The sequence below is a fragment of the Pseudomonas fluorescens group sp. PF-69 genome, assembly GCF_054481235.1.
The window spans coordinates 20187-43596 of sequence record NZ_JBTMNC010000003.1; the positions used below are offsets into that span (position 1 = coordinate 20187).

At 63.3% G+C, this 23410-nt stretch carries 26 protein-coding genes; all 26 read right to left on the reverse strand.

From position 1 onward, the window contains the following. Positions 1-711 precede the first annotated feature (711 nt). The gene (locus ACX3YF_RS31565) at positions 712-1734 is read right to left on the reverse strand and encodes a hypothetical protein (protein WP_458974938.1); all 1023 of its coding nucleotides are present in this window, start codon (positions 1732-1734) and stop codon (positions 712-714) included. A 411-nt stretch (positions 1735-2145) separates the two neighbouring features. Then, positions 2146-2736, reverse strand: a complete 591-nt coding sequence (locus tag ACX3YF_RS31570) for a DUF7338 family protein (protein WP_458974939.1) — start codon at positions 2734-2736, stop codon at positions 2146-2148. 56 nt (positions 2737-2792) lie between these two features. Further along, positions 2793-3251, reverse strand: a complete 459-nt coding sequence (locus tag ACX3YF_RS31575; RefSeq protein ID WP_458974940.1) for a phage tail assembly chaperone — start codon at positions 3249-3251, stop codon at positions 2793-2795. 11 nt (positions 3252-3262) lie between these two features. Then, positions 3263-4915 carry a tail fiber protein gene (locus tag ACX3YF_RS31580; protein WP_458974941.1) on the reverse strand — a complete coding sequence of 551 codons (1653 nt, stop codon included), beginning with the start codon at positions 4913-4915 and terminating at the stop codon, positions 3263-3265. Between the two features lie 17 nt (positions 4916-4932). Further along, the gene (locus ACX3YF_RS31585) at positions 4933-5529 is read right to left on the reverse strand and encodes a YmfQ family protein (RefSeq protein WP_458974942.1); all 597 of its coding nucleotides are present in this window, start codon (positions 5527-5529) and stop codon (positions 4933-4935) included. After that, positions 5522-6652, reverse strand: coding sequence for a baseplate J/gp47 family protein (locus ACX3YF_RS31590; RefSeq protein WP_458974943.1), 1131 nt, complete (start codon positions 6650-6652; stop codon positions 5522-5524). The genes ACX3YF_RS31585 and ACX3YF_RS31590 overlap by 8 nt, the downstream gene beginning before the upstream one ends. A 61-nt stretch (positions 6653-6713) precedes the next feature. After that, positions 6714-7157 carry a phage GP46 family protein gene (locus ACX3YF_RS31595; protein WP_458974944.1) on the reverse strand — a complete coding sequence of 148 codons (444 nt, stop codon included), beginning with the start codon at positions 7155-7157 and terminating at the stop codon, positions 6714-6716. After that, positions 7154-7555: a hypothetical protein gene (locus ACX3YF_RS31600; RefSeq protein WP_458974945.1), complete on the reverse strand. Its 402-nt coding sequence runs from the start codon at positions 7553-7555 to the stop codon at positions 7154-7156. The genes ACX3YF_RS31595 and ACX3YF_RS31600 overlap by 4 nt, the downstream gene beginning before the upstream one ends. Before the next feature lie 7 nt (positions 7556-7562). Beyond that, on the reverse strand, positions 7563-8141 hold the full coding sequence (locus ACX3YF_RS31605; protein ID WP_458974946.1) for a phage baseplate assembly protein V: 579 nt from the start codon (positions 8139-8141) through the stop codon (positions 7563-7565). Then, positions 8131-9210, reverse strand: coding sequence for a phage baseplate assembly protein (locus ACX3YF_RS31610; protein WP_458974947.1), 1080 nt, complete (start codon positions 9208-9210; stop codon positions 8131-8133). Before ACX3YF_RS31610 ends, ACX3YF_RS31605 begins: the two co-directional genes overlap by 11 nt. An 18-nt stretch (positions 9211-9228) precedes the next feature. Beyond that, a complete protein-coding gene (locus ACX3YF_RS31615; protein ID WP_458974948.1) occupies positions 9229-10659 on the reverse strand; it encodes a DNA circularization protein in 1431 nt (476 codons plus the stop codon). Then, positions 10656-12671: a transglycosylase SLT domain-containing protein gene (locus tag ACX3YF_RS31620; RefSeq protein WP_458974949.1), complete on the reverse strand. Its 2016-nt coding sequence runs from the start codon at positions 12669-12671 to the stop codon at positions 10656-10658. The genes ACX3YF_RS31615 and ACX3YF_RS31620 overlap by 4 nt, the downstream gene beginning before the upstream one ends. A gap of 111 nt (positions 12672-12782) precedes the next feature. Next, on the reverse strand, positions 12783-13076 hold the full coding sequence (locus tag ACX3YF_RS31625; protein ID WP_458974950.1) for a phage tail assembly protein: 294 nt from the start codon (positions 13074-13076) through the stop codon (positions 12783-12785). Next, positions 13073-13444 carry a phage tail tube protein gene (locus ACX3YF_RS31630; protein WP_458974951.1) on the reverse strand — a complete coding sequence of 124 codons (372 nt, stop codon included), beginning with the start codon at positions 13442-13444 and terminating at the stop codon, positions 13073-13075. The genes ACX3YF_RS31625 and ACX3YF_RS31630 overlap by 4 nt, the downstream gene beginning before the upstream one ends. Positions 13445-13501: 57 nt before the next feature. Beyond that, entirely contained in the window at positions 13502-14989 is a 1488-nt protein-coding gene (locus ACX3YF_RS31635; RefSeq protein WP_458974952.1) for a phage tail sheath subtilisin-like domain-containing protein, read from the reverse strand. Then, entirely contained in the window at positions 14986-15246 is a 261-nt protein-coding gene (locus ACX3YF_RS31640; protein WP_458974953.1) for a DUF2635 domain-containing protein, read from the reverse strand. The genes ACX3YF_RS31635 and ACX3YF_RS31640 overlap by 4 nt, the downstream gene beginning before the upstream one ends. 11 nt (positions 15247-15257) lie before the next feature. Continuing rightward, positions 15258-15887: a phage tail protein gene (locus ACX3YF_RS31645; protein ID WP_458974954.1), complete on the reverse strand. Its 630-nt coding sequence runs from the start codon at positions 15885-15887 to the stop codon at positions 15258-15260. Continuing rightward, the gene (locus tag ACX3YF_RS31650; protein WP_458974955.1) at positions 15884-16216 is read right to left on the reverse strand and encodes a head-tail joining protein; all 333 of its coding nucleotides are present in this window, start codon (positions 16214-16216) and stop codon (positions 15884-15886) included. The genes ACX3YF_RS31645 and ACX3YF_RS31650 overlap by 4 nt, the downstream gene beginning before the upstream one ends. A 1-nt stretch (position 16217) precedes the next feature. Then, positions 16218-16445: a hypothetical protein gene (locus ACX3YF_RS31655; RefSeq protein WP_458974956.1), complete on the reverse strand. Its 228-nt coding sequence runs from the start codon at positions 16443-16445 to the stop codon at positions 16218-16220. 4 nt (positions 16446-16449) lie between these two features. Then, on the reverse strand, positions 16450-17541 hold the full coding sequence (locus ACX3YF_RS31660; RefSeq protein WP_458974957.1) for a major capsid protein: 1092 nt from the start codon (positions 17539-17541) through the stop codon (positions 16450-16452). Positions 17542-17644: 103 nt separating this feature from the next. Beyond that, positions 17645-18337 carry a hypothetical protein gene (locus tag ACX3YF_RS31665; protein WP_458974958.1) on the reverse strand — a complete coding sequence of 231 codons (693 nt, stop codon included), beginning with the start codon at positions 18335-18337 and terminating at the stop codon, positions 17645-17647. A 29-nt stretch (positions 18338-18366) separates the two neighbouring features. Next, on the reverse strand, positions 18367-19023 hold the full coding sequence (locus tag ACX3YF_RS31670) for a hypothetical protein (RefSeq protein ID WP_458974959.1): 657 nt from the start codon (positions 19021-19023) through the stop codon (positions 18367-18369). 21 nt (positions 19024-19044) lie between these two features. Then, positions 19045-19929: a S49 family peptidase gene (locus tag ACX3YF_RS31675; protein WP_458974960.1), complete on the reverse strand. Its 885-nt coding sequence runs from the start codon at positions 19927-19929 to the stop codon at positions 19045-19047. Next, positions 19929-21587: a phage portal protein gene (locus ACX3YF_RS31680; protein WP_458974961.1), complete on the reverse strand. Its 1659-nt coding sequence runs from the start codon at positions 21585-21587 to the stop codon at positions 19929-19931. The genes ACX3YF_RS31675 and ACX3YF_RS31680 overlap by 1 nt, the downstream gene beginning before the upstream one ends. Then, positions 21587-21856 (reverse strand): gpW family head-tail joining protein, encoded by a 270-nt coding sequence (gpW, locus tag ACX3YF_RS31685; RefSeq protein ID WP_458974962.1) that lies wholly within the window; start codon positions 21854-21856, stop codon positions 21587-21589. The genes ACX3YF_RS31680 and gpW overlap by 1 nt, the downstream gene beginning before the upstream one ends. A gap of 27 nt (positions 21857-21883) precedes the next feature. Continuing rightward, positions 21884-23410 (reverse strand): terminase gpA endonuclease subunit (locus tag ACX3YF_RS31690; RefSeq protein ID WP_458974963.1); only part of this gene is annotated, 1527 nt, incomplete at its 5' end.

Below are 23410 nucleotides of genomic sequence, written 5' to 3' on the forward strand. Positions count from 1 at the left end.
AGCTGCCGCACAGAACGCGGCCAGCACCTCGCCATTGCCCTGGTGCGCCGTTGGCCTGACGTTAACCGGGAAATCGCCCAGGCAGGCGCAGGCGTGGCCAGCGTCGAACAAATCGCGGAAGGGCACCCCCGTCACTGATCACTGGCGCGCTTGCGCGCCGACCAGGCCTACGGCCGGCGACTGTTCACCCAAAGGCCGCTGCGACGATGGTGCGTCGTACGGTGGGTGTGGCCGGCCTGCAGGGGGAGTAAGTCGCCTCACTGACGGAACGGCGGCGGTCGCCCCAGCGAGTTTCGTGGGCCCCGCCGTGCCGTAGGCACGAATTGCGGGCAACCGTGTTGCCTGGGCGAAGCTCAGGCGTAAACAGACTGTTCTCGGCATCGCCGAGGCATTACTAGGTCAGGCGTAGCCTGGCCAGGCTTCTCTAGTTGTACAACGGGAAAGACCAACACGGACTTAAATCCGCTCTAGAGCGACTTAATATTTGGGGTGTGAGTTAAATTTTCATGCGCGGCGCGCGCGGCGCGCATTTGGGCGGTGCTGCAAGGGTTGGATGGGGTGTTTGTCGTGCGCTATGGCCGATCTGGTCGGCTTTGGCACGTATGACGGGGGAAGGGGGAAGGGATCAACGCAGAAACGCCAGAAAGCGCCCATAGCGGGGCGCCCTGGCGTTCAGGGGGAGGTGAGAAGGGATATCAGGGGGGAGGGCGGCTAGCCGCCGAGCTTTCGTCGCACGAATTCTTCGTAGCTCAGATAACCGTGCTGGGCTTGCATTTTCAGTTGCTCCAGGCCGCGCGGTGGGCGGCCCAGGGCGGCGGTGATGCTGGCCAGCACCTTGGCTTCATGCTCGACGTGTTCCTGGCGCAACGCGGCCTCGACGGACTCGCGGGCACCGCTGATCACCGGCTGGCGATTCTTGGCCGTGCCCTCGCCGAACAGCTCGCGCTTGACGTTGGCCGACTGAATGTCCTTGATCAGAACCTTGCGCTGGTGGACGTTCTCGACACCGGCGTCGACAGCTTTCAGCAGGAAGCCACCGACGCGCTGCGAGGCGCGCTTGCAGGCCTTTTCTACGCGTGACAGCGACCAACCGGCGATCACGGCAAGAAACTTTTTATTGAACGACTTGATGGCGGTCAGGGCGCGCTTGCCGGCGTCCTTTTCTTCGTACTGCTCAAACACCTTGATGGCACCGGCCTGCTTGAGGTCGCGCACTGTGCGCCAGAAACGCGAGGTGGGCACCTCTTTGTATTTGCCGGCAATGACCTGGCCCGCATCATCGCGCGCTTTCACCTGGCAGGTCATGGCGCAACGCCGGGCGATTTCCAGAAAGGAAATGCTGACGAAATGGCCGGTGTTGGTGTAGTAGCCCACGCGCAGCGACTTAAGGTCGAGGTAGGTAAAGATCACCGACAGCACCAGGGCATGCCCTTCGCGCGCCTCGCTGCGATTTTGGCGCGGCATGCCATCTTTGTTGTGCTTTTTGGACAGGTGGGCCAGCGGCGGCAGCGCGGCCGCGTCGTTGAAATACGCTTGAATGCGATTGATACCGGCCTGGATCAGGCGCGGCCATTTGCCCCCGTTGGGCACGTGCAAATCCAGCCGATCGACGGCCAGTGCCTGCGGATCATGTCCGCATCGGTTGCCTGTTCCCAGGTAAAGCCCTGGAAAACCATACTCGCGCGTACCCCACATCCGTGGAAGCACGCTGCAAGCTTCGTTAAAGCTCTGCATGCCTTGCCCCTGTGCGCTTGCATCAGTGGGCCGACACGCATAAACTCAAACCTTGATCGCGGTTTTTACATGAGTTTTGTGTGATGACCCCAAAAACCTCAAGTCTGCCAGGACCTGGGGTTTTTTCTTTTCTGCGAAGCTAAATTCCTGAATTTAAAGCCTTTTTTGCTACTTTTGCGCCTTCTTCGGGGCGCCTATGCGTTGCATCTTAGCGCAGGACGCGCGCGCAATGGAATGCAAAAATACAAAAATAATTGAATTTTTCCACCCCAATCGCCGCCGCAGCCGCCGACCTTTCATCACCAATCGGCCGCTATAGATTCCCCGGATCGTACTCTCCATCGTCCGAACGCGGCAAGAAAATTGATGCCCATTCAGGTTGTTAGCGCATCGAGCGGCCGCGAAACCTCGTCAAATAGCCTTGTACAAATCGAGCTTGGTGGTCATGCCAATCGGTTCTTCCGTCACGCCGGCATCACTGATCGCGATCTTATAGCCCAGGCGCACGACCAGGGCGCGGGCAGTCGTCCACTGATGCACCCAATAAAAGCCATACCAGCGGCGCAGCCCGCACCTGGCAATCACAAACTGCCAGCCACTTTGGCCGTCCGAATCCCTGACATAGTCCTGGCCATAGCCGCTGATCGTGCATTGTGCGACCGGGCAGGCAAACAGCGAAAGGCGGCGCATGTTGTTCACCGGGTTGCGCAAGGCCGCCCAGGTGTACATCGCGCCAAAGGACGCCGCTGGCCAGCCAAAGGGCGTCGACGCCGCCCAGGTTCCGTGCTTGTCGCCCAGCACCCCGTCGAAGTCATTGCCCCATAGCCAGGCCCAGCGCGGCAGGTTGACGATGGGCCGGCCATCACTGACCGACACTCCAGGTACGCGAAACGGCAGCGCCACCGCGACCACCACCAGGCCCAACAGCAACAGCACCACATTACAGACGAACAGAAACGACCACTGCGCCAAGGCGCGCGGCAAACTTAACAGAAGGGACACGGCTTTCTCCAGGCCATAAAAAACCCGCTCATGGCGGGCGCTTTGACCGTTAGTGGTTACGGGGATGGTGGACAATCCAGCTCCGGCAAGCTGCACTCAGGGAAGCCATCAGCTTTTGTGATATCGCGAAGGGCTTGCCGATATTGCAGAAGGGCCTTTAGGCTCGCGGGCGTCAACGCCGGATCAGTTCCAGCCAGCAACTCGTCTTGGTGCCGAATTACCATCCAATCGGAATCTGCTAAAAGCAGGTTGCGTTCTTTCAAGCGATCAGCTTCGAGCGCGGCTCTGACTTCTTCTGGCGTTGGCCCCGGCGGAAGCGGAGTTTCAGTGCGGGCATGCACTGCCCACGTCAAACCGTTGAACTCGCACACTTGAGTAACTTCATCAAAAACAGGTGGCGCAAGCTTCGTAGTGTTAGCAGGGATGAGGAATAAACCAGCCTCCAGCGGCGACTCAAAAGCATCCGTGGCGCCGACGAATTCCATAGTTACAGGGTTGTAGCCGTAAACGATCATGTCAGCACCTATCAGTATTTAATACACGGCAAAAGGGCAATGTTTTTCATTCGCGCTTCAGTGCCGCCGGCGAGTTGAGTGGAAATATTGGTCAAGGCTGTTTGAATGGAAACACCAACGCCACTAGATGTTGTGTTTTGTTGTCCGCTGAATACCCCATATTGTGATCCACCCGCCGCAATACTTACGAGCGCGCTACCAGCCTGAACGCTGTGCATGTGCCCAGGGTCGTTAACTCCGTGAGCGTGCCCAGGATCGCTAACGCCGTGATTGTGACTGGCGTTACCATCAGCCTGCCCACTGCCGAAGATACGGCCGGCATCAAGGCCAGCGCCGTTGTCCCAGCCGCGAGGAACGCGACCGCGCATGTCTGGAATGTTGAAGGTAGTCGAACCATCACCGACGCCAAATGGACAGATCACCAGCGCCGCAGATGCAGTTGTCGCGGTGGCATTGATCGACAGGGTAATACTGGTGTTGGCCACGATGGACGCAATAGTCGCGCTCAGTGGAATACCTGGACCGCTGATCGGCATGCCGACCCACATCGCAGCCGTGCTGGCGACGGCAGTAATGGTCGGGCTGCCCGAGGTCACGTTACCGGTCGCGGCGACCGTGATTGCATTGAACAAGCTGGCATATGTCGTCCGCGATATTGCCGATCCGTTGGCCGCCAGGTGCGTAGACGGCGGCGTCATTGTCGCAAACCACTCAATCTTTCCAGCCTGTCCGCCGAACAGACTCGAAGCTTGCCCCAGCGGCAGCGCCTGCTGGCTTTGCGTGGCGTTGGCCACTTGCTCGGGCGCACCGGTGCAAAACAGCAGGATGAATTTGCCCAGCGTGGTGTTGTACTCGGCCTCGAAATAGCCGCCGGCGACCATTTCCCCGCCTTGCAACGCGGCATGCGCCAGGCCGACCAAGGCCTTTGGCCCGGCGCCGGCATCCAACGTACTGGCGCCGGTGTTGGTGGCGTTCACCTGGCCGCGCACCTTAAGCGGGCTGTTGTAGGCCGTGACGGCCGGGGTCAGGGCCAGCACATAAGCATTGGCCACGCCGGTATCGACGGCATAGGTGGACGTGCCCGACTGCGCCTGACCGAGCGTCAGCGCGTGCTGGCTTTGCGTGGCGTTGGCCACTTGCTCGGCGGCACCGGTACACCAGAGCAAAATAAACTTGCCCAGGGCGACGTTGTACTGCGCCTCAAAATAGCCGCCGGCGACCATTTCCCCGCCTTGCAGCGCCGAATGCGCCAGACCGACCAAGGCCTTGGCGCCGCCGCCGGCGTCCAGGGTGCAGGCGCCGGTATTGGTGTGCGCGACCAGACCGCGCACCTTGGTGGTGCCGGTGTAGGCCGTGATCGCTGGCGTCAGGGCCAGCACATAGGCATTGGCCACGCCCGTATCCGCCGCGTAGGTGGTCGCGCCGCCCTGGATAATCGTCTTGATCGCCTGGGCCAGCTGGTTGTACGAGCCTTTGGCCGGGGCAATCCCGGCGGCGCTCAAGACGTTGAGACCTTCCAGCATCAGCGAGTTCATGAACTCAGCCGGCAGCACGGTCGCCGCCTGGCCGACGGCCGGATTGCCATCGGTAAAATATCCAGCCGTGCCAAAGGCCGTGGGCGCGGGCTGAACCAGCGCGGCGGTGCTGTTATCAATCTGATACATAGAAACCCTGGGGACCGTTAGGAATAGTGGAATTGCAAAATGGTGTGCGCCGGGGCGATGGCCCGAAGCTCACACTCAAGGACGGCGTTGCCCCAGCTGGCCAAAGGCTCGCCCGCAGTCGAGCGGCCGAGGGCAAAGGGCGTCACCGGATTTCCGGGTGTTTGAATGGCCCAGGTGTAAAACCAATCCAGGCCGCCTAGGGCGCTGCCGCAAACGCTTTGCCCCATGCGGAACGGGGCGTACTGCTGGACGGTGACGGCGTAGCCCAGCCCCGCCGCGTAGGTTTGAAAGTCGCTGACGGACTGGCCGCCATGGGCGGAAAAGCGGGCCACCACCTGCGCCCGGCGCCCCTGCAGGGTCGGCGATACACCGGCGCAGGGATCGGGCAGGCCAAGGGTGGCCTCCCATTCGGGCAGCAAGTTGACCGCTGTCGCGGGGAAGGAATCGACCAGTAGCGCCAGGGCATCGTCGCTGTTACGGCGAAAGGTCGGCGCGAAACAGCTGACCGCCTGGGCCTGCACGCTGCCAGGATCACGGTTCCAGGCCTTACCCGGCGGCAGCAGGTTGCTGATGGCCTGGGCGTAGTCAGCATCGGTAAAGACCGGCTTAGGCATAGGTGATCACCCCCACTGTCGGCAGCTGGCCCAGCACGTTGGCGATGTTCGCCAGCGGACTGGTGATCACAAACCCGGCCGTGCCGGGCACCGCGCCGATCGCCGCATTAATGCTGTCCAGCTCGACGACCGAGCCGGCGCCGGGGGCCGGGGTGCCCTCATCGATCAGCACCTGGGCAATCGCCTGCGCCACAGCGGCCTTGACGGTGGCCGAAGCCCCCAGCAGCCCGGTGATGGTGAAGGCCTGCGGACTTGGCGCCGGCGCACAGGTGTACACCAGCGCCGTCACCGGCTGGCTGGCAAACAGCATGTTGGCCACGACCAACTGGTTACCGGCGGCGATCGTGGACGGGATCGCCCGGTTGTCCAGCGGGGACAGGCCGTTGGTGCCCACGGGGAAACCGTTGTTCGCGCTGTTGACCAGGTCAAACATCACGTACACCACAACGGTGCCCGGGCCGGCCCCCATCGGCTGCACCCAGGCCCGCGTTACCCCCGGACAGTTCAACGCCCACTCCACATAGTCGAGGGCGGCGCCGCCGCGCGCCGGCGCCTGATAGGCCGCCAGCATCCGCGTGCGCAAGGGCTCGTTTTGCTCGACGTCCAGGCCGATGGCCACGCTGGCCGTGACCGCGCCGCTCGACTGAATCCCGGCGACCCCGCTGGTCAAGGTCGCCAGGCTACCCACCTCGGCGTTGCCGGCCGCGCCGGCGACGACCGCGACCAGCTCCACCGACACCACGCCGGCGCCGTCGGCCAGCGCATCCGCCGCCGTGGTGTAGTAAACCCCGTTACCGATGACGACCTCCGTGCCTTGCGGCAAGGGCACCCCCGGCGCCCCCAGCCAAGTCGCCTGGAGCCTGGCCACCGCCGCCGGATAACGAAAAACGTTTTTCAGTGCGGCCCAGGCATCGAGGTATTCATCCGTGGCCGTCCAGGGGCTCGCCTGCTTGGCAATCCACGCCAGAAAGCCATAGTGCTGGTGCGCCAGGCCGACGACGCCGGTGCCGAGAATGCTCAGATTGGAAAACCGCAACAGACCGTCAACGGTCTTCAGGCCCTCCGTGATGTCGGTCGACATCTGCGCGCGCAGGGCCGACAGCGGCGGACGTGGGTAGGGCATAAGGGAAACTCCAGGCGAAAAAAAACCGCCACGGGGGGCGGTCTAAAACTCGGTTTAAACGTCAGGACAGCTGATTCCAGGCCCAGGCGAACTGGTAGTTCTTGGTCCCGGTGCGCTGCGTGACGGTCACGGCCACATTGAGCTGCTTGGGCCCCTGGATTGTCGCCGTGACGGTCACGCTCTCGGCCACCTGGTCATCGAGCAGCCATTGCAAGGCCTCCTTGGCGTAGATCACCGCCATCTTGGCCGCGTTGTCATCCAGCCGGGAGCGGGACAACAGCCAGAGTCGTGATCCCAGCGGCACAGGCTGACCCAGATCCCCCCACCAGCCGCGCCGGTCCGTCGAGCCGTCCGGCAGTACGTCATCGCTGTTGGCCTGACGATCTGAAAACAGGCTGATAAACACCGCCGAGGCCATGTCGTCACCGCTGTCTAGGGCGCCGTCCAACACCTGCCAGTCACCCTGGCCGGTCTCGGCGACCCACACCGTCCGAATATCACTCATGGCGTCGTTACGACCGGCGGAACCACCACGGCGCACTGCTCAAAGCTCGCCGCCTTGGCCGCGACGGCGCTCGCCAGCGCCGACATCTGCGCCACCAATTCGGTTAGCTGGGCGAGGTAGGTGGAATGCGGCTTGGTGAGGGGCGTCAGAAAGCTTTCGATAAACGAGGTGATCCAGGAGACGATGGCGCCCAGGTTGAGCGACGGCGCAGTCAGCAGATCGAGGAGCGGCCCCAACGCCGCCAGCTGGTCCTCGATCCCCTTGATCATGGCGTTGACAGAGGCAAACGCCTCGGCGGTAAACGCCTGCAGATCCGCGCAAGTATCAGTGTTATTGACCTGGTCAGTCAGCGATTGAAAGTAAGCGGCATTAACGGGTTGCGAGCCTTGTGGGTTCATAAGCGCCTCAAAAAATGGTGGTGATGATGCCGTCTTGCACCATGACGGTTTGCCCGGTCGGCGTGGAAAACGAACCGGTCGCGCCGGCGCCGACCTTAACCACGCCGCCGACGCCACCAGGGCCGTAAACTTCCAGTACCGGGGTGTTAAGCCGCACCTTGGCCGAGGCGTTGACCGTCACCGTGGTCGCGTTGTTGACCGTCACCGGCGTGCCCTGCGCCTCGACCACAATCCCGCCGTCCTTGGTCAGGTAAACCGACTTACCCCACAGGTCATACAGCTGGCTTTCGCCTTCCTGCATGTCGCGCGGCCGACTGGCCTGGTGACCGCTGGCCACCACCACCCCGTTAGAACGGTCACCCGCCACGAACAGCACCACCACGTCGGAACCGGTCGGCGGGCGTGAGGCGTGGCCGAACTCACCCAGGCGCGGGGTGGAATCCCGGACTTCCTGAGCCCCCAGCCGCACCTGCAGCTTTTGCACGGTGCCGCTGTCGTTGCTGAGAGTGATTCGCCCGCGCGTCACAAACAGTTGCACCCGACGCCACAGCCGAGACACCGCACCGGCATATTGGTCATTGAACATGGGCAAACTCGGCAAAAATTGGCTGGAGCAGCACGGGTTGAGGGGTAAACGCGGCGGGGTCCATCAGCAGCAGGTCAGCCACATGGCCGCCTCGATCATTCAGGCTAAAGGTCACCTCACCCAGCAGCAGGTTGGCCGACTCCAGTTTCAAGGTCGGCAGTTCCACTGCCACGAGGGTATTCGGCGCCCATAGCGCCCCCGTGCTGTCGCGCCACGAATCCACCTGCACCCGCACCACCTGAGAGCGGCCCGAGCGCCGCGCAACCTCCCACAGCGTCCGGGGCCGCAGGATCTGCAGGCCGCCGCCGGCAGCCTCGGCAATCAGGACCATTTTCCGATGGCGGCGACAGTTGGGGTCATAGGCGGTGTATTGCAGATTGCCGCCGACGCCCAAGTCGCCCAGGTCATCCATGGATTGCAACAGCGCGTCGTATTCCGAATAGATCCCGTCGGCCGAATTCTCGACCCACGCGTTTTCAACGTTTTGCCCCTCGACCAGACCACTGCCCGCTTGCGTGACGCCGACCCGACTCAGGAACAGGCTACCGTCGGGCAAGTCATAGACCAGGGCCGCCGAATAACGACAGATCCGCTCGATGATCTCGAATGCGCTTTCCCCATACAGCAGGTTGAATTGCGGAATCTGCGGTAAGTCCGTGATCGAGGTCGAGACCGGAATCCCTTCCTGATTCATCCCGTACACCGAGGCAAGTTTCTGCGCGATTACCAGCGCGTTAGCCCCGCTGATTTGACCGCCGGGCCACTCAGCCGCGCAGTCGACCAGGTCCGAGCACTTGGACCGCCCGGCCACCCGGATCCAGTGCGAGCGCGCGGAAAACCCCGGCACCACCTTGTCGACGTAGCCGCTGATCACCAGGTCCTGACCGATTTTCAGCTGAAAGGGGTCCCCCTCTCTGACCGCCATCGCCTGCAGCTCGCCCGGCACGACATCCGACATGCTCACGCTAAAATCACTCGGCAGGCGCTCGATACCGCGCGTCACCCGCACCTCCGTCCAGCCGCTCAGCACCTGGCCGCCGGCGATGATCGAAACGTCATTATCAAACATGGAGACTCTCAGACGGCGCTAGCGGGCCAGCGCACGAAAACTTGACGGCATGAAAGCCGGATGAATGGGGTCCGCCTCGCCGATCAACTCATCCGAGCGACCGGCGTCCTGATACAGCCGGTTGGCCAATACCAGCGCCGGCAGGTTTGCGTTGAGGGCAAAGGTCGCCAGCGAGGCCAGCGTGGCGCCGCGCGTGTCCAGATCGACCACAATCGCCTGGCGCAGACTGTTCAACGCGACATAGGTCGCGTCGTCGCCCATGTCGCCGGCAATCAACAGTTCCGCGTCGAGCACCCCCACCACCGCATTGCGCACCGCCAAGGTGTCGTCATAAGAACTCGGCGTGTATTCCGATACGGCGCTGGCCAACGCACCCAGGGCCGAGCGGCGAATTAACGCGGCCGTTACAAACTGGGCCACGCTCTTGGCCTGGCCCATTGGCGACGTACTGCTGTACGCCGTCGGCATGAAACTGGCCAGGCCCGACAACAGCCGAATCCGGTCGGCCGGGCTGGGGATGGCGGCGACCACAGCGTCGACCAGGGCGTTCACCGCTGCCACAAAGACGCCCACGGTTTTGGCATTCAGCCCGGCGGCGGCGGCCGTCAGCGAGGCCGAGGCCGAGGCGACGGCAGCCCGTTTGGCACAGCCGGACGCAATCAACGTCGACATGGCGGCCGAGGTATCCGACGACGACGGGCTGGCCTGGAACGCCTTAGTGGTGGCGCCCGAGGTATAGCGCCCGAAGTCCCCCGTGAGCAGGCTGCCTAGACTTGAGATATTGCTAACGTCGTGGGTGATTCGACCGGCCATCTGCTGAAAGCCGGCCACCGTATCGATCACCGCATTGACCGCTGACTGGCCGATACTGATCACCGACTCCACGGTGTCGAGCGTATCGCTGATCACCCCCTCCACCGTTTTGATCGCGGCGAATACCGAGCTGATCGTGGCCTCCACCGAGCGCACAAAGTCACTCAGCCCCGCAAGGCCCAATTTATCAACCAACGAGTCGAGCAAGCTTTTCGTGGCGACCTTGGCCGCCGGAAACACCCGCTCTCCCGCCTCGATAAACGAGAAATGCAGCTCGAAATAACGCCCCTCATCCCAACGTTCGACCACCGACAGGCCACCGTCGGGAAGCGACACCGTCAACTGACCCAGCGTCGGGTGAATCAGGATCCCCGGCCCGGCTTTTTCGGCCGCCGCGATCATCAACTCCCGCTGCTCAAGGACCGAGCCGCCGCCATAGACGTGACTGTCCTCGATCAGAAAGCCCACCAGGTTGATACTCCGGGTCGAGCGCCCCATGTCCTCGACAAAGGGCTTATCTCGATTCGGGTATTCATGCACGGCCACCCGGCGGCCAAAGCGCTGCTCGCTGCCCAGCACCCCGAAGCGCAACCCGCGAAACGAGGCGGGGTTTAACTTTTTAACCCAGCTCGTCACACCACACCCCCAATGACCGAATAACCGATCTTAGTGCTCACGTCGGCGCCACTCGGCGAGTGCGCCTTGGCGGAAACGCCCGAAGGCAGGCCGTTAAACGTCAAGTCGATGGCATGCCGTGGCGTCTCGTTTTTGCCACTGCTGATAGGCCCTTGGGGGGCCTGGTCCGTACCCATGCCCGCCTTGATCTCGCGGATATAGTTACGGGTTTCTTCGGGCGCCTGGTCGAGGCCCTTTTTAGTGAGATTGCCTTGTCCCCAGTTGTAGGCCGCCAGGGCTTTATCCAGATTGCCGCCGTTAGCCTTCAACAGGTCCCGGTACATCCGCGCGGCGCCGTCGGCCGATTGCGTGAAGTCGTTCGGGTTGGTCACGCCGTATTGCTGGGCGGTGGGGTCCATGAAACCGAAATGGCCCTTGGCGCCTTTCGGCGACAACAGGTTGGCGCCCCGCGACGACTCTTGTTTCCAGACCTTATCCAGCAAGCCGGCCGGCAAATGGTATTGCTGCTCCAGCCCGGTCAGTTGCTTTTCCGCCGTGGCTTGCGCCGGGTGCAGCTTGGCCATCAGTTCCGGGCTGTAACCGGCCTGCTTGCCGCTGGCGATGTCATCGGCGCGGGCGCTGATCTCTTGCGGGGTCGCCTTAGACCACCAGTGGTCGAGCTGCTGGGTGGCCAACCGTTCGGCGGCGCCTCGGTCGCCAGCCATGGCGGCGTTCTGCAGATTTTCGGCGTCCCGAGTGTCCTCGGATTTGTCCCCCGTCAAGGCCAGAGAAGTGCCCACCACGGCCGCCGCCCCCAAGCCGATTCCCAGCGCACCACGGCCGGCAGCCGCGCCGACAGCATTGGCCTCCACCTGCGCCGCCGCCGCGCTACGAGCGGCAAATTTCCAGCGCGATAACATGCCGATAAAGGTCAACAACCCCATACCGCCACGCGCTAAAGTCACGCCCAGACTGACCACGCTGCCGATCAGCGCGGCATTCATCACCACCCCGACCGCGATGGCGGCTCCCTTCCAGCCGCCCAGGTGGTCAACTACCGTGCCGATGCCTTTGACAAAGTTGTGAATTCCGCTGCCGACCCCCTTCCAATCCACCGAGTTGACCCAGGTGGCGAAGTCCTTGGCCCAGGCGCCGACGTCCTGCGCGATCAGCGTGCGGTTTTGACTGATCCAGCCCGCCAGCTCATCGACCAGCGGCTTAATCGCCGGGGTAATCTGCTCGATAATCGAATTTTTCAGCCCGGTACCAGCGCCGTGCAGGTTGTCCAGACTGTTGGCAAAATCGGTCGCGGCCTTGAGCGCCGAGCCCGACATCACCAACCCCAATGACTCGGCCCGATCCTGCAGCGCCTGAAACGCCTCCGGGCCTTGTCGAATCAGCGGCAATAACGCCTGCATGCCGAACTTTTGGGCGGCAAGCATTTGCTCTTGCGGGTTTTTCAGCTTGGCGATCGCCGTGGCCATCGCCTTAAATTCGCCGGTCACGTCCAGCGCGCCGGCCGCCGTGTGTTTCATCCCGCCAGTCAAGCGGTTGAACAACATCAGCGCCGAGTTATCCCGGCCGAACTTGGCGTTTTCCATGGTGCTCGACAGCCCTTGCAGGCTGCTGGCCATGTCCTCGCTCGACAGCCCGGCCAACCGGGCCGCCCCTTGGAACTTTTGCAGCTCGCCGGCATTGATCCCGATGTTGCCGGCGGTGTTGGCCGTTGAACGGCCCAGCCGCGCCCAGCCATCGGCCAAGGCAATAATCCCGGCGACCGAACCGATCCCGGTCACGGCGGCCATCGGCGCGACAATCGAGGCCACGCCCGAGGCCGCGCCCTTGGCTTCGCGACCGATTTGGCCGAGGTTCTTGCCCAAGCGCTGAAAGCCCAGTTCCTTGCCCAGGCTTTTAAACGACTGGCCAACCTGTTCAAACGGCCGGGTCAGTTGGTTAACGGCGGTATTGACCTTGCGGAAAACCTCCGATGCCTTGTCGACCGCGCTGATCTGGATCTGAAAATTATTCGCCATCGGGCTTTTCCATCATTAGCTTGGACTGCTGAGCCCACCATTTCAGCTCTGCTAGGGTCAGGGACCACGCCTCGCGCGGCCCCCAACCATAGAACTTAGTCAGTTCGGCTATCAGTTCTGGCCATCCGCCGCCGTCTCGGGGCCAGCGCGGAAAGAGCTGAAAAACTTGTCGGCGATGGCCATGTCGCGACCACACATTTTTTGCGCGACCAGACGCGGTACGCCGCCGATTTCCGTGATCAGGTTGATCACACCGCCCACCGGGGTGTCGGCGCGCTGGGCTTTTTCCAGATCGCCGGCCGTGGGCTCGCGTAGCTCGACGTGGGTGTAGGTCAACGCCCCAGCGTCCTTGCCGATAACGATAGGGGTACGAAATTCAAGGGTCAGGGTTTCAACGATGTTCATGCAGTTACCTCAGTGACAGATGGGCCTTCCCAAACCACTTCAAACGTGGCCTCGGCGGTTTTGACTTCCTGGCTTTCCACGGTCCACATGTTGCGACCGATGACTGTTTTGCCGTTGGCCAGGGTCAACACAACGGTTTCGTTAACCATGCCGTTGATATCGGCCACGGTCAGGTCCCCCGAGTCGCGCAGGGTGCCGGAAATTTTCCCGGGCTTAGGCATCTCACCAAAGCCATGCACGCCGTCTTGGCCGGTTTTGGTTTCACGTTTGACGGTCGACGGGTCATAGCTCAGCTCACCCACCAACATGTAATTTTTACCGCTCACGGTAATGCTGGCCGTACCGGCCAGACGATTGCTTGCAGCCATTTGGGCGCCCCAAAAAGAAAGCCACCCGGGTGGGTGGCTTGGGTGGATCAGTACCGGTTACAGGCGGAATTGCGCGAGCAAGGCGAACACTCGCAGCTGGTCGATCAGCTCGGCCGGCCACAGGACGTTGACGCGGTTCGGGTTGGTGGTGTCCTGCTCGACAATCAGGCCCTGGGCGAACAGCGCGCTGTTCTGCACAAAGCCCGCGGTTTCCAGCTCCTGGTAATTGGCGATCAGTTCGGCACGAATCACCGACGGGGTGACCACGTTGGAGCCAGCCGCATAACGGCCGCCGTCCACGCCGAGTTTCATCCGGGGAAACCGCGAGGTGATCACCGACTTCTGCGCGCGCAGGACGAGCATCAGCAGGAACAGGGTTTCAATCTGCAGGTAGCTGTTGTCGGCCTCGCCGAAGCTGTTGACCTGGTAAGTCGTAATGACGTTTTCCAGGGCAATGGTGCCGTCCATGCCGACCGTAAAGGTCGAGATACCGTCCCAGAGCAAGGTGTTGCGCTCAGGCGCGGTAAAGCGCGACGCATGCGGCGGCGCCAGGACCGTACTGAGGGTAATGGTTTGCAGCGGCCGGCCCGGGTCAGCACGCAACGCCACAGCGGCCGCGCCGGCCATGTCGGCCGCCCACAGCCACGACGGGCTCGGCGAGTCGTACACTCCGAGCACCGACTCATGCTGGTTGTTCCGCGTGTTGCCGAACGTGGTCAGCGTCGCCAGGGTGCCCGCCTTGGCCGCGAAGATATGGCCGTATAGCTGATTGGCCCAGCTCCAGCGGCCAGTAGCGTCATTGAGCAAGCTTTTCAGCGAGTTCAGCGAGGCGGTGTCGTTGTAGGGCGAGACGATGAAATCGAACGCCTCATCGCCCAGGGCCGACAAGGCCATGTCCAGCACCGGGTTAGTCGCGCCACCCGCCATGGCGGTGATGGTCAACGCCAGGCCAGCGGGTAGCGCCTCACCGTCAGGCGTTCCCCGGTAGTTCAGGCGAATATCGATGTCATTGCCACAGGCACCGGCATTTTTCGCGGTCAAGTTGACCTTGGCCGACACGGTGCCGTCCACGGCCGCCGTGACGGGTAACGCCAGGTTGGCGTTGACCTGGGTGACGATGTCAGCCGCGACGATGGCCGGGGTATCGGTGCTGGCCACCGCGACGCTGACCAGCTCGCCACCGATGTAGAGCGAAATCACCCCGGTATCCGTCGGCGGCGCGCTAACCAACAACGTGCCCTTCGCCGCCAACGAGCTAACGGCGTCGGTCAAGGGCAACAACCACACCTCGCCGAACGAATCCGACGCGACGTAGGTTTTCGTCAGCAAATGCAACAGCGAGCCCGGGCCGCCTTTGGCCTTGGCATCGTCCACGCCGGCACAGATCACCGGCACACCGGCCACGGCATTGCCGGCGCTGGTGATTTGCCCGACGATCAGCGTGCGTTGCGTTTGCGAACCGGTGTTCGCCTGGCTGTTATCCACCTCGGCATAGAACAGCGGCAGGCGCAGGTTGGACGGGATGCGGTTAAAGGAAACACTCATTCCGCGTCCTCCACGGTTTCGGCCGACTCATCGCCCGCCAGCGGGGCCGCCGGATCATCGGCCGATTCCTCGGCCAGGGCCGCCGGTCCTTCTGGAACATTGCTTTCCAGGGCTACCGGCGCGGTCAGGGACGCATCACCACAGGCCAGGCGCCGAAACCAGTACGGCGAATCGACGACCTCGCGGCCTTCAACGGGCACAAAATCGCCCTTGACCGGGTCGCGTAATAGCAACCCAGCAACGGGATAAACTTTCATAGGGGGTGTTCCTAAGTAGGTAAGTCGATGATCAAACCGCCCTCGGGACGACCGTCGGGGCCGCTAGTACGCGGAGCCGGCAAGGCCGCATCAGGGAACAGGGGATCGACATAGGTGCCGGTGGGGTCAAACACGTTGCCCAGGTCAGCCGTGAGCCCCAGCGAGGTCAGCGGTACAGCGGGCAGCGGGTAGAAGTCCTCCGGGCCCTGGTAAAACTCCAGGCCAATGGACACTTCGACTTCGCCCAACTCCTTGTTGCCATTGGCCGTGATCGACATTTCGGTATGAATAAACGGGACCTGCTGCAGGCTGCCCATCAGCGCCGGGTTATTGACCAGGGCCACCTGAATTTGCTGGCTCAGCTGCGCCAGCTGCTGCAGCAACACAGCCGCACTCTGCCCATTGGGCAGCGCGGACACCTCGGTTCTGGCGCAGACCTTGAGGGTCGCGGTCACGGTGAAATCCGGCCCACCGTTACGACTGAGCGAGTGCTTTTCCTCGGTCGGCACCCGGCAATAAATCACCGGGTAGTGCGCGGCCGTGGTCGGCCAGTCAATCACCGGGTACACCCGGGCGCCGGCCAGGGTGTGGTCCTTCATGGCTTCCACCGCACTGAGCAGCAGATCAATGGTTTGTGTCATGTTTCACTGAGCCTCAGTTGCACCCAGCCATGGCCATCCGGCTGCACGTCACGCACCAGGAAGGTTTTGCCCAGGCGCGGGATAGTGATGGCATCGTTCTGGACAGGCGCCGCCTTGAAGGCCGCCAGGCGGGCGCCGAACAGGTTTTCGACGGTGTTGGCTCCCACCCCCGACAACAAATCAGCCTCGATATAGGCCTGATCAAACACGCCGTCGACGGGGTAAGCCGCACCGACTTGTGGTTGGTAGACCGGGAGGTCAGCACCCTGGCCCTGTTCGCCGAAAATTGCGCTCACAGGGCCATGCAGCAGGGCGTCGAAGTTGAGCACCTTAGACCCCGCCTTCCTCGTTGCGGGTCGGCGGTGCGGACGCGGTCTTTAACTTGCCGTCAGAAGCCACCAGGAAACCGCGCGCGGTGTAGCGCTGGGCCTCGTAATCGAACAGCGTTACGGTGCCGCCGGCCTTGACGGCCTTGCCGTTGTGCCCGGTCACTTGGCAACCCTTGGCCACCACGGCCTTGACGATCTTGGGCGCTTCATCTTTTTGCAGTGTGGTCATGGGATTAGCCATCCAGGTCAGTCAGAGGGTCACAGACGGTCATTGCCAGGCTGGCGTTGACCCGGGTTGGGATTGGCAGCGGCGAGGACTGCAGCATCAGCATGCGCTGCGCTGGATCCTCACGCAGCCAGGTCTTGGGCGCGAAGGGCATGGCCTCGTAGCTGTGTTGCGGGTCGATGATCTGACCGAAGGCGCGCACCCCCATCAGGTCAGCACCCGCCATCAACACCACACCGTCTTCCAGCATCGAGCGTTCGACGTTGTCGTCATCAACGAACCACTCGTTGTACAGCCACAGATCAAACTGACCCCAGCGCCCCTTATAGACCGCACCTGGGGCGACCTGGGTGGCCGGGTTGATCACGTTGCCGGACTCGGCGAGTTTCGGAAAGTTGATCGCACCGTAGATGTTTTTGCCGTTCTTGAACGCGTCCCACGCCGCCGGCGTGAACACCAGGTCGGTGCCCTGCGCACCGGACAGGCGCAGCATGCGCTGGGCCGCCTGATCGATGGTACGTTCCGGCAACGGGTCGCGGCCGTCCTCATCGAAGTTGGCCGCCACACCCCACTTGTGATTGCCAGACAGGGCAATGGTCAGTGACTCGTCACGCCCGAAGTCGACCAGCGAGGTCGGGAAGCCTTCCCCCGAAACCAATACTTTGCCGTACTGCAGCTCCTGGGCGGCCATCCACTCCATCCGCCGGGTCAGCATCTGCAGCTGATCGGTCATTTCCGCGTTGAGGTTGGCCGCCTCACGCTCGGCACCCTTGAGCTGGCCCCCACCGATACGCTCGCCGACCTGACGCATCACCGGGCGGCGCAGGTCCGGGGCGCGCTTGTCCTTGACATAGGGCGGTTTGAACAGCTTGACGTCGGTACCCAACTGTTCGACCAGTTTGCCCTCGACCAAAGGGCTGACAAACGGCGCCATGCGGCGCTTGCCGATGATGATGTCGATCGCGACGTATTCGCTGTCGGCCATCTGCACACCCGGGTAAAATTTATCGAGCAGGAAGCTGCTCGGGCGCTTGAGGGTCGGCACCACGGCGACCAGGGTCGCGGTGGTAAACGCCAGACTTGGGAGGTTGTCAGACATTGAAAGGCTCCAAAGCGCGCCCACAAAAAAGCCCACGCGAGGGTGGGCTGGGCGCAAAAAAAAGCCCCGCCGAAGGGCAGGGCAGGGCGGGTGACGGGGGGAATTACGGGGCCGAGTTGTTCAACGGCGCCGAGGCGGTCACCGAGGCCTTGGCGTGAATGCCGACCTTGCGCAAACCGGCGAACAACAGCGCCGGGTTCCAACCGGCGTCATAGCTCAACGCCGCCGCGTTGAACTCACCAGCCACATAGGCGCCGGTGCTCACCACGCCAGTGCTGGTGACGTCGTCGGCGAGGATCGCCACCGGATCCGCACTGCCGTCGACGGCGGTTTTCACGCACAACACAAACACACCCACCGCATCCGCCACGCTCAGGGTGAAGTGATCGCCCTCGACAAACGCCGTGGCCCCCGCCGTCAGGGTCAAGCCAATTTCGCCGGCGTACGGGGTGCCCACGGTCACATGCGGCAGGGCGTTGCCCTGCGGGTCAACCAGGGCAAAGTCGGTCACGCTGGTGGCGGTCAGGGTGTAGGTGCCGATCTGGCTGGTTTTACTGGTGCTCAGGGCACTGAGCACGCCGTTGCCGGTGTTGCCCGCGACCACCGCGCCGGTGATCGGGTACACGGTTTGCTGACCCAGGACCGCGCCGCGCTTGTAGGTGCCGGCGCCGAGCAAAATCGGCTCGGAGACCAGGGTGCGCGAATCGGCGATCAGCTGGTCGGGGCTGTAATGGGCCGTGTAAGCACCCGGGACCTGGGCGTTATCGCCCAGGACATTGCTGCTAATGGTGGACATATGGGAATCCGTCTAGCGAAAAGGAAGGGTTACTGACCGGCCTTGATGATCATGGCGGCCGCCGTATCGGCGCCGGCCGGCAACTCGCGCGAGCCTTCCGGGGCGACCTGGTGAATGCCGAGGCTGGCCATCGAATGGCCCAGGCTGGTGCGGCCCGCCGTTTTCGGCGAGGCCGCCTTGTTAGCCTTGAGCACGGTAATAGCCGTGGCGCGGGTGACATTGCTGTCGAAGGCCAGGGCAAAAGCCTGGCGCGCCATGCCGTGGTTCATGCCGTAGGCCATGATCCGCGCGCAACGGGCGCGCTCGGAGGCACGGGCCGCGCTGGGCTTTTTCTCGTCGTCTTCGTCGTCGTCTTCGGCATCGACGTCGTCGTCTTCGGCGCGCTTGCCCTTAGCGCTTTTGCCCCGGGCTTTGGCGTCGGGCTTTTTCTCGTCGTCGTCATCGGCGTCGACGTCATCATCGTCGTCTTCGGCGTCAGGCTTGTCGTCGTCGTCTTCGGCGCGCTTGCCCCGGGCCTTTTTGCCACGGGCTTTCTTGTCGTCGTCCTCGTCGTCGGCGTATTGCTGATCGAGCGGGTCGTCGTTGTTGTAGTCCTCGACGATCGGGCCATCATCGTCGGCCTTGGACGCGCGAAGCGAACGCAGGGGGAGGCCCAGCAGGTGGGACCAGGTTTTAGAAACAGACACGGGGTAACCTCTCAGGTTGAGTTATGCCAGCTGTTTGAGCAGCGAGCGAAAGGCGGCGTCGGGAGCCATTACGGCATCGGCCAGGCCCTGGTCGACACCGAGCTGGCCGAGAAAGGTGCCGGCCTGAGTGGCCTTGACCTTCGCCGCCGACAGCTTGCGGTTGCGCGCCACGGTGCTGACGAACAGCTCGCCCATGGTGTCGATATCGGCCTGGATACGCGCCTGCGCCTCGGGCGACAGGGCGATTTCAGCGTGACCGTCGGCCTTCTGGTCGCCGTAGGTGATAAAGGTGACCTTGAGCCCGGAATCGGTCAGCGCCTTGCTCATGTCGCAGTGCAGGGTGATCACGCCGATCGAGCCGGTGCCGCCGGTACGCGGCACCACCACCCGATCGGCGGCGCTGGCGATGGCGTAGGCCGCCGAATAGGCCGACTCGTTGAGGATCGACCAGATCGGTTTGCGCCCCCGGGCGGCGTAGATGGTGTCGACCAGGTCAAAACAACCCGCGACCTCACCGCCCCCCGAGTCGACATCGAGCATGATCGCCTCGACCTTGGGGTCGGTCAGGGCGGTCAGGAACGCCTGGCGAATGCCGTTATAGCCGGTCATCCCGGACCACGGTCGCAGGCTGGCCTGTTTTTGCACCAGCGTGCCGTGCACGGGGATCACCGCGACCGGGCCGACCAGGTCATAACCCTTGTCACTGCGGTCGCGACTGCCGTAGTCGTAGCCGTCGTCGTCATCGACAAACATCTGCGGCTTGAGGCTCATCGGCGCACCGCCCAGGTGCATCATTTGGGTGATGCCCAGGCGCTCGGCCAGGGCGGCCATCACCACTTCGGCCTTGTCCGGCCGGATGGCGATCGGTGTGTTGAACAGGCGCTGAGCCAAGTGGGCAAACTGCATCAGGTGGCCTCGGGTTTTTGGTCGACCTGGTTGGCCGGGATTTGGTTGGGATGGGGCGCGCCGGTCCATTGCGGCTTCGGAATGTCCAGTTCCTTGAACTTGTCGAGTTCGCGTTTGCGCTGTTCCAGGGTTTCCTCCCAGTCCAGGTCCTGCTCGGCGCACTCGGCCTGCAGGGTCGACAGACCGGCATCCATGCCGAGGATGGCGCCTTGTTTCTCGGCGACTGGATCGACCCAGCCGCGCGCCGGACGCATCCAGTGCATGCGGTTGTAGAGGCTGCGAAACAGGGCAAACGGCGGCGCCCCGGCGGGCAGCGGATAGTCGTCAATCTCGCGGCTTTCCTCGTGCCAGGCGCTGACCAGCGGGGTGGCCGTGCGCGACGTGAAGTCATAGTGCCGCCGGCCCATGGTTTTGTAGGCCTCCAGCATCGCCGCACGCGCCGAGCTGTAGTTAACGTCCGACCAGTTGCCGGACATTTGCTGTGGCGACACGCCGGCGGCCTGGGCGAAGTTGCGCAAGAACGCGTTTTCGAACGACATGTAATTGGCGTTGGGCCGGGTGGCCGTCACCGCGTTGATCTTTTCGCCCGGGAACAGCGTCGGGATGCGCACACCGCCCAGCATGGTTTTGCGCGAGTCGTGGAAGTCGGCGCGCTGATCCTGGTAGTGACTCAGGCTGTCATCGGTGGCCGCGTCGCCGATCGCTTCCTCGACCAGCTGGTGGTCATAGGGGCTCTCGATGTAGGCGCCAAAAATGGCGTTGACCACGGCCGCGTCCAGCTCGACGCCGTCGTACTTGGCCAGCATCCGCATGCGGGTCAGCACCGGGGTAAAAATCCCCGCCGCACCCTTGTGCTGGCCGGCCCGATCCGGGTCGAAGTCGTGCACGATGATCGGCCGGCCCCACGGGGTTTCCTTGGGGATCCAGTCCCAACGCTGACTGTCGGCCCCGGCCCACCAGTCGCCCTGGTGCGCGGCGCGGATGTAATAACCGGTCGCGGCGCCGTAGGCATCCACCGTCACCCCGCCGCGCATCACGTCGTTGTCGAATTGCAGGTAAGGGTTGCTCAGCCGGTCGGGATCGATCAGCTGAATGGCCGTCGCGTAGCGCGCTCGCCCCGGGCCGACCCGGTCAGGAATCCATTGCACCTGGGCCAGCGCATCACCGTCGATCAGCTTGTGGCGAAACGCCAGGCGCATCAGCTGGGTGACGGTGTTGTGCCGCTGGGCATCGGCGTAAAAACCATCACCCTCGGCCCAGGCGCGATAATTGGCGGCCAGGGCCTGGCTGTATTCGTGCGCCCATTCGCCGTCAAAGCCCTTGATGCCGGTGCGCAGGGCCAGCCCGCGATAGTCCGGCTTGAAGATCGGGCGGAACTGACCGCCGATCGAGTTATCGAGGATCCGGGTGATTGCACCGTTGGCCCAGCCATCGTTGCGCACCAGGTCGCGGGCGCGCGCGGCGATGCGGTCCCGGTGCAGGTTGCGCTCGCCATCCGGCGACCACAGCCACGGGTTCCAGGCCTCGACGTGCTCCCCCACCGTGCCGGCCGCATCAAACGCAGTGCGTTCGCCACCGTTGAGCATCTTGGCCTTGCCCGGCGTGGTGCGTAACAGCGGTTGACCGTTCAGGCCCAAAATCCGCACTTCGGCCGCCATCAGAACACCACCCGGATCGGCCGGCGGGCACGCTGGATAATGCCCAGTTGCGACTGCAGCGAGCGGATCAGGTTTTGCACGTCGGCAATGCTGGCCTGGGTGTAGGTGACCGAGCGGCTACCACTGCCCTGGGCATAGCTGACGCTGACCACCTTGGCCCCGCCCTGCAGGTCGACATAGGCCTGTTGGGCCGCCGCCAGATCCGCCTGCAGAGCAGTGTTGGAACGGCCAGCCAGCAGACTGGTGTCCGGGTTGTAGGTTCGGCGCATGGTGTTACCTCAATGCTTCGTGACCAGTCACGCGAGCTTGCGGCGCTTTTTCGGCGCGGCCGGCTCAGGGGCTGGGGAGGGCGGGAGTGGCGGCTGTTCAAGGGTGACGCCGGCCTCGATCGCCTCGGCGGGCACCTCGCGGGCCACCGTGGGTCCGATGGTCTTGGCCAGAGCCATGGCCTCGGCGTTCAAGCGGTAGCCGTGGTGCAGCAAGCCTTGCAGCGCGGCATAGGCGTACACCCGGCAGTCCAGGGCCTCGTTGGCCCGACCTGGGCGAACCTCCCACACCCGGAACTTGTGGCCGGCCTTGAACTTGAGCACCGAGCGTTCGGCGGTCAGCTGCTCGAAATAACCGACGTCGCGCGCCACCGGGAAGTGCATAAAACCGGCGCCCGGGGTGTCCTTGTGCAGGCGCGCGGCAATGGTGTCCTTGGCCGAGTTAACGCCCAGGATGATCGGCCGGAAACTGGCCTTGTTGCGGTTGTTGGGCTTTTTGGTCGGCCATACCGGGTTGCGCTGGCCGCTCTGTGCCGACTCACCCTTGATCGCCCACACCCGCCGGCCGATCCGGGCCTTACAGAAGGCATACACGGCCTGGGTATGGTGACCGCCGGAGTCGATGCAGGTGGCCTTGGCCACAAAGGGCCGGCCATCGGCGCGGTACCACTTGCGCTGCAGGTAGGCATCGAGCGCCGCCTGGGTCTTCGGATCGGAAAATTCGCCCTCGATCACGTGGTAATCCACGCTCCAGGATTCCTCGTCGCGACCCCAGGCCACTCCCTCGATTTCCAGACGGTAATCCTGGACGTCGACCCCGTAGGTGATACAGGCGATTTCGTCGACCAACTCGGCCGCCCACAGTTCGCGGCGATCGAGCAGGGTCTGCAGCCGCACCTCGCGGCCGGCGTGCTTGCGGTAGGGCAGGCCCATTTGGGTGTTCCACCACACCTGCAGCATTTCCTCGTTGCCCTGGGCGGCGATCCACTTGCGCGCCATGTCCGCCGGCTTGTCGCGCGACCAGGGGCTAAACAGCTTGCCAGCCTGAAAGCCGGCGTGCTCGTTGCTGACTGGGTGCGTGCCGCAGGTCAGGCAACGCGCCATGTAGACCGCATGCCGATCACTGGTGCTCCAGGTCCAAACGCGTTCCAGGGCGCCCTCGGGATTGCTGCGCCAGGCCTGCTGGTACTGCTCGCGCGGGTCAATGATCTGTTCGCAGCAGGTGAAGGTCCGGCACTGGTGCCAGCGGGTGGTCTTCAACGCCTTGAGGCGGTCACCCTCGCTCCAGCCGACGCCGCAGCCTTCGCAGTAATAGCGCGCGGTGCGGGTTAGGTGCGTGTTGCCGGCCTTGTCCCATTGCACCTGCTCAAAGGTCGGGAACTGGCGGTGCTGGCAGTGTGGGCAGCAGAACGACGCCTGACGCTGGTCAGAATCCAGATAACAGGCCTCAATCCGGCTTTCCTCTTTGACCGTCGGTGAACACACGCGGATCGACAGCGAGTTGGCGCCGAAGGTCGCCATGCGTTCCTCGGCGATCGGGATCGGCTCACCTTCGCG

Bases quoted from the DNA above. Each gene is read 5' to 3' on its own strand.
- ACX3YF_RS31630 (WP_458974951.1), bottom strand. From the start codon at position 13,444: ATGGCTGCAAGCAATCGTCTGGCCGGTACGGCCAGCATTACCGTGAGC.
- ACX3YF_RS31565 (WP_458974938.1), bottom strand. From the start codon at position 1,734: ATGCAGAGCTTTAACGAAGCTTGCAGCGTGCTTCCACGGATGTGGGGT.
- ACX3YF_RS31605 (WP_458974946.1), bottom strand. From the start codon at position 8,141: ATGTTCAATGACCAATATGCCGGTGCGGTGTCTCGGCTGTGGCGTCGG.
- ACX3YF_RS31585 (WP_458974942.1), bottom strand. From the start codon at position 5,529: ATGCCTAAGCCGGTCTTTACCGATGCTGACTACGCCCAGGCCATCAGC.
- ACX3YF_RS31620 (WP_458974949.1), bottom strand. From the start codon at position 12,671: ATGGCGAATAATTTTCAGATCCAGATCAGCGCGGTCGACAAGGCATCG.
- ACX3YF_RS31575 (WP_458974940.1), bottom strand. From the start codon at position 3,251: ATGATCGTTTACGGCTACAACCCTGTAACTATGGAATTCGTCGGCGCC.
- ACX3YF_RS31610 (WP_458974947.1), bottom strand. From the start codon at position 9,210: ATGTTTGATAATGACGTTTCGATCATCGCCGGCGGCCAGGTGCTGAGC.
- gpW (WP_458974962.1), bottom strand. From the start codon at position 21,856: ATGCGCCGAACCTACAACCCGGACACCAGTCTGCTGGCTGGCCGTTCC.
- ACX3YF_RS31675 (WP_458974960.1), bottom strand. From the start codon at position 19,929: ATGCAGTTTGCCCACTTGGCTCAGCGCCTGTTCAACACACCGATCGCC.
- ACX3YF_RS31600 (WP_458974945.1), bottom strand. From the start codon at position 7,555: ATGAACCCACAAGGCTCGCAACCCGTTAATGCCGCTTACTTTCAATCG.
- ACX3YF_RS31625 (WP_458974950.1), bottom strand. From the start codon at position 13,076: ATGAACATCGTTGAAACCCTGACCCTTGAATTTCGTACCCCTATCGTT.
- ACX3YF_RS31680 (WP_458974961.1), bottom strand. From the start codon at position 21,587: ATGGCGGCCGAAGTGCGGATTTTGGGCCTGAACGGTCAACCGCTGTTA.
- ACX3YF_RS31635 (WP_458974952.1), bottom strand. From the start codon at position 14,989: ATGAGTGTTTCCTTTAACCGCATCCCGTCCAACCTGCGCCTGCCGCTG.
- ACX3YF_RS31645 (WP_458974954.1), bottom strand. From the start codon at position 15,887: ATGACACAAACCATTGATCTGCTGCTCAGTGCGGTGGAAGCCATGAAG.
- ACX3YF_RS31655 (WP_458974956.1), bottom strand. From the start codon at position 16,445: ATGACCACACTGCAAAAAGATGAAGCGCCCAAGATCGTCAAGGCCGTG.
- ACX3YF_RS31640 (WP_458974953.1), bottom strand. From the start codon at position 15,246: ATGAAAGTTTATCCCGTTGCTGGGTTGCTATTACGCGACCCGGTCAAG.
- ACX3YF_RS31665 (WP_458974958.1), bottom strand. From the start codon at position 18,337: ATGTCCACCATTAGCAGCAATGTCCTGGGCGATAACGCCCAGGTCCCG.
- ACX3YF_RS31660 (WP_458974957.1), bottom strand. From the start codon at position 17,541: ATGTCTGACAACCTCCCAAGTCTGGCGTTTACCACCGCGACCCTGGTC.
- ACX3YF_RS31590 (WP_458974943.1), bottom strand. From the start codon at position 6,652: ATGCCCTACCCACGTCCGCCGCTGTCGGCCCTGCGCGCGCAGATGTCG.
- ACX3YF_RS31580 (WP_458974941.1), bottom strand. From the start codon at position 4,915: ATGTATCAGATTGATAACAGCACCGCCGCGCTGGTTCAGCCCGCGCCC.
- ACX3YF_RS31595 (WP_458974944.1), bottom strand. From the start codon at position 7,157: ATGAGTGATATTCGGACGGTGTGGGTCGCCGAGACCGGCCAGGGTGAC.